Source organism: Mesorhizobium sp. M7A.F.Ca.CA.002.09.1.1, assembly GCF_003998555.1.
In the GTDB taxonomy this organism is placed as follows: domain Bacteria; phylum Pseudomonadota; class Alphaproteobacteria; order Rhizobiales; family Rhizobiaceae; genus Mesorhizobium; species Mesorhizobium ciceri.
This window is the reverse complement of sequence record NZ_RZRR01000438.1, coordinates 1-4,540: the sequence shown is the minus strand read 5'-3', so window position 1 is coordinate 4,540 and position 4,540 is coordinate 1. Positions and strand designations below refer to the sequence as shown.

Sequence of the window (4,540 nt, the reverse complement as noted above, 5' to 3'; positions counted from 1 at the left end):
CTACACCGCCGGCAAGGCTGCGCGCCAGGTCAGCCTGCTGCGTCGCTTTGCTCCCGCGGGGATATTCGACAAGAGCCTGCGGAAACAATTCCGCCTGCCCGTTTGAACACAGCGAGCAGAGGATTTCACGCACATGCGACACACCAAAATCACTCTCAGAAAGTCACTGCCATGAAGGCATTCGTCGTCGACAAGTACAGCAAGAACGGCACTCTGCGGCTAGCCGAAATGCCGGAGCCGAAACTCGGGGACAGCGATGTCCTGGTCGAGGTCCACGCCGCGGCGGTGAACCTGCTCGATTCCAAGGTCAAAACCGGAGAGTTCAAGCTGATCCTGCCCTATCGCTGGCCCTTCATCCTGGGTCACGACGTGGCCGGGAGGGTTGTGCGCGTGGGATCGAAAGTCCGCAAATTCGACCTGGGCGACGACGTCTATGCGCGGCCGCGCGATGGCCGGATCGGGACGTTCGCCGAGTTCATAGCCATGGATGAAGCCGACGTGGCCCTGAAACCCGGGAACCTCAGCATGGAGGAGGCGGCCTCGATCCCGCTGGTCGGCCTGACCGCCTGGCAGGCGCTCGTCGAAAGGGCCAAGCTGAAGAAGGGACAGAAGGTCTTCATTCAAGCCGGTTCCGGCGGCGTGGGGACATTCGCCATCCAACTGGCAAAGCATCTCGGCGCGACCATTGCGACCACCGCCAGCGCGGCGAGTGCCGGTCTGGTCAAGGGGCTCGGCGCCGATATCGTCGTCGACTACAGGAAAGACGATTTCGAGAAAGTCCTTTCGGGCTACGACGTCGTCTTGAACAGCCAGGACGCCAAGACACTTGAAAAATCACTGAATGTGCTGAAACCGGGTGGCAAGCTCATCTCCATCTCCGGCCCACCGGATCCGGAATTTGCCAGGGAAAAGGGACTGAACGTGGTGCTGAGGCTGGTGCTTCGCCTGCTGAGCCGCGGTATTCGAGCGAAAGCCAAGCGCCGTGGCGTGACGTTCTCGTTCCTTTTCATGTGGGCGCAGGGCGAGCAGCTGAGCAAGATCGCATCGCTCATCGAATCCGGCGCGATCCGCCCGGTCGTCGACCGGATATTTCCCTTCGAGGCGACCAATGAGGCGCTGGCCTATGTCGAAACAGGACGCGCCAAGGGCAAGGTCGTCATCAAGGTCAGATAGCAACTCAGCCCCGATCGAGGTCAGCCGCGCCGGGCTGCGTCGATCGCCGCGACGTCGATCTTTGTCATCTCCATCATCGCATCAAAGGCGCGTTTGGCTTCCTCGCCGCCGGCCGCCATGGCCTCGGTCAGCGTGCGCGGCGTGATTTGCCAAGACACGCCCCATTTGTCCTTGCACCAGCCGCACACGCTCTCCTGGCCGCCATTGCCGACGATGGCATTCCAGTAGCGGTCGGTTTCCTGCTGATCGTCGGTGGCGATCTGGAACGAGAAGGCCTCGTTCTGCTTGAATGTGGAGCCGCCGTTCAATCCGATGCAGGGAATGCCGGCGACGGTAAATTCGACCGTCAACACGTCGCCTTTCTTGCCGGACGGAAAATCGCTCGGCGCACGGTGAACGGCGCCCACGCTGGTGTCGGGAAAGGTCTCTGCGTAGAAGCGCGCCGCAGCCTCGGCGTCCTTGTCGAACCAAAGGCAAATCGTGTTCTTCGGTATCTTTGGCATTGCATGTTCCTTTCGGCGTTGGAGTTGGCGGAGGTCAACCCAGGAGATTGCGTGCCGTGCGCATGAAGATCCTCGACCCGATCGGGATCAGGTCGTCGGGAAAGTCATAGTCGGGATTGTGCAAGGCGGGGTGCCGCTCGCCCGCACCGAGGAAGAACATCGCCGACTTGGCACTATGGCCGAACAGGCCGAAATCTTCCGAGGCGCGCATCGGCAGGGCCTCTTCGCCGTGCGATACGCCCTCTTCATCGAGCGCGCGCCGCAGATGCTCCACCGCGTCCGGCGCGTTGACGCTGGCGACGAAGATCTCGTGATAGTCCCAGCGGGCGGTAAGGCGATGCTCGCCGGCGATCCTGGCGACCAGTGCTTCGGCAGCAGCACAAAGGTTCGCCATGCGCTCGTCACGCCGGGTGCGCAGCGTTGCCCAGACCTGCGCATGAGCCGGCGCGATGCCGAACACGGCCTCGCCCATCGCGGCATGGGTGACGGTCAGCATGGAGAAGTCGTCGTCGGCGAAGGTTCCGCGCCCGAGCGCCGGCAGCGCCGGCATCAGCTCACTGATCGCCAGCATCGGCGAGGTGCCGGTCTCCGGCATGGATGAATGGGCGGTCTTGCCCTCCAGCACGATGCGCATGCCGCGTGACGCACAGTTGACCACGCCGGGCTTGAGCCGCACCTCGCCGAACGGCACGCCAGGCAGGTTGTGCAGCGAGAAAGCGAAATCCGGCGCGATCTCGCCGAAGCGGGGATCGGCAACGACGCCGGCTGCGCCATTGCCGGTTTCCTCCGCCGGCTGGAACATCAGCACGACGCGGCCGCTTGCAGGCCGCTCGCGCCCCAACTGCCGGCCGAGGGATGCCAGGATGGCGGTGTGTCCGTCATGGCCGCACATATGCGACTTGCCCGGCACGCGCGACGCATGCGGCACGCCTGAAAGTTCTTCGATAGGCAAGGCATCGAGTTCCGAACGGAACAGCACCGTCGGCCCTGCTTTGCCGCTGTCATATGTGACCGCGACGCCGTGCCCGCCGAGCTGTGTCAGCACCTTGTCCGGCCCCGTATCGGCGAGGAAGGCGACGACCTCCTTTGCCGTCTTCTCCTCTTCATTCGAGATTTCCGGATACTGGTGCAGCTGGCGCCGCCACGCCGTCAACTCGACGATGTCTCGGTTGGTCAGAGTCATGCTTTTTCAACCTCCGCTGCATTCTTCATCGACACGTCCAGGCACAGGGGTGCCGCAATGATGAATTGCTAGCGACAAAGGGCAGTTCCCGCCACAGTCCAAGTTTCAGGCTTCGGCAGGCCAGAAACGGCCGTTCTCCCGGCCATCCGCAGCCTATTGATTGATCTCGGGCTCGACGAGCTTTGCCAGATTTCTGAGCGATTCCTGCCAGCCGAGATAGCAGGCCTCGACCGGAATGACGTCCGGAATGCCGGCCTGGGTAATGTCGATTTCAGTGCCGACCGACACTTTTTTCAAGACCACGGTCACCCGTATCTCGCCGGGCAGGTTGGGATCGTCGAACCTGTCGGTGTAGAGCAGGCGCTCGCCCGGAACGAGTTCAAGGTATTCGCCGCCGAAGGCGTGGCTGTCGCCGGTGGTGAAATTGCGGAACGACATCTTGAACGTGCCTCCGACCTTTGCCTCGAAATTATGGACCGTGCAGGTGAAGCCGTTTGGCGGAAGCCACTTGGCCAGCGCGTCCGCTTCAACGAAGGCGCGATAGACCTTTTCAGGGCTGGTCGTCAGAACGCGGTGCAAACGTACGGTGCCGGGCATTGCTGGATCCTTTCATGAATGCCTGTTCGATACCCCAAGGACGGACGAAGCCTAGCCAGTCCGACATTGGTTTGCGAATTTTTTGACGGGAGGCGGCCTGCCTACGCCGCGGACATGCGTTCGACCCCGAGCTATCAACACGAAGCTCGGGCGAGACGGCGGATGAACTGCACCGGCTTCGGAGCTGGCGCTCACCTGCTAAATCGAGTTCCTGAGCCATCTTGTTGTTCGGGCGTGTTTTTGTCGATTGCCGCGAACGGCCGCGCGTCCCCGTCGATGCTTCGAACGCCGCCAAATAGGGCAGCGCGTCTTTGCCGTCCATGTGCCGATCATTAGAATTTGCATCTGATCAGAGTTGATTTCCTATCAAGCCGTTAATGCGGTCATGCTGTTAATCAGCATTTGCTAATGAGTCTTTCGAACCTGAGGCAAGCAATGACCAAGAATCTCGGCAATGCACGTCATACGCCGGCGAAGGACCCGCAGGTCTCCCTTCTGGGCAAAGCCGCGCCGGCGCTGTTTCCGCTGGTCGTGGCGGCACTGGGTTACATGGTTGGCAAGCAGTTCTTCGGCATCTAGGCGCGAAGTTCCGTTCCCTCAAACGTCTCGGCGGACCGACCATCTCAGCGCGCGGGCCGCCGTTTGCGTTGCAGCGGCGTGTTGCCGGGCATCAACGTCAAACATGCACGTCGCCAAAGGACAGTTCGCCGTCGTTATCGGCCGTGAAAAAGACGATGGCAAGCAACCCGACATAGAATGCGGCCACGACAACCACGATCGCCACACCGGGAACGGGGCCAAGGGCGGCGCTGTCTACGGCTTCGCGAAGCGAACCGGCAAAGCCGGTCCTGACGCCCACGGTTTGAAGGCTGGGGGTGGATATCTTGAGCACCCAGGCCAGCAAGAGGATCAGGAACAGGTAGATGTAATTTCGCCGCAGCCGACGGGCCAGCGCGACGCGCTGCGACAGCAGGAACTTCGGCGCGCGTAGGCCTTCCCCGACGATGAGCAGCCAGTCCGAGGCAAAGTCGGGCTGTGGGGAAAAGATCTGCGCGAAATAGTGGCGCTCGAACTGGCGTACGCG

6 protein-coding genes and 1 pseudogene are annotated in these 4,540 nt (G+C 61.8%); 3 read left to right on the top strand and 4 right to left on the bottom strand.

Annotated elements, in window-relative coordinates; all coding sequences use genetic code 11:
• Together EN994_RS36185 and EN994_RS19050 are read left to right on the top strand one after the other, a co-directional pair.
• Positions 1–106 (top strand): annotated as a pseudogene (locus tag EN994_RS36185) (short-chain dehydrogenase/reductase); the annotation flags it as partial.
• Between the two features lie 65 nt (positions 107–171).
• The gene (locus tag EN994_RS19050; RefSeq protein WP_063168673.1) at positions 172–1,173 is read left to right on the top strand and encodes an NADP-dependent oxidoreductase; all 1,002 of its coding nucleotides are present in this window, start codon (positions 172–174) and stop codon (positions 1,171–1,173) included.
• Positions 1,174–1,193: 20 nt separating this feature from the next.
• Here EN994_RS19050 and EN994_RS19045 read toward each other — a convergent pair whose 3' ends face one another.
• The 3 genes from EN994_RS19045 to EN994_RS19035 form a co-directional block, all read right to left on the bottom strand.
• The gene (locus EN994_RS19045) at positions 1,194–1,667 is read right to left on the bottom strand and encodes a VOC family protein (RefSeq protein WP_027160885.1); all 474 of its coding nucleotides are present in this window, start codon (positions 1,665–1,667) and stop codon (positions 1,194–1,196) included.
• A gap of 43 nt (positions 1,668–1,710) precedes the next feature.
• Positions 1,711–2,859 carry an amidohydrolase gene (locus EN994_RS19040; RefSeq protein ID WP_013530516.1) on the bottom strand — a complete coding sequence of 383 codons (1,149 nt, stop codon included), beginning with the start codon at positions 2,857–2,859 and terminating at the stop codon, positions 1,711–1,713.
• 153 nt (positions 2,860–3,012) lie between these two features.
• Positions 3,013–3,456, bottom strand: coding sequence for an SRPBCC family protein (locus EN994_RS19035; protein WP_013530517.1), 444 nt, complete (start codon positions 3,454–3,456; stop codon positions 3,013–3,015).
• A gap of 435 nt (positions 3,457–3,891) precedes the next feature.
• Here EN994_RS19035 and EN994_RS19030 point away from each other — a divergent pair, with 435 nt between their 5' ends.
• Positions 3,892–4,035, top strand: coding sequence for a hypothetical protein (locus EN994_RS19030; protein ID WP_013530518.1), 144 nt, complete (start codon positions 3,892–3,894; stop codon positions 4,033–4,035).
• Positions 4,036–4,132: 97 nt separating this feature from the next.
• Here the strand turns inward: EN994_RS19030 and EN994_RS19025 are convergent.
• On the bottom strand, positions 4,133–4,540 hold a 408-nt coding region (locus EN994_RS19025; protein ID WP_127307722.1), incomplete at its 5' end, for a DUF2270 domain-containing protein.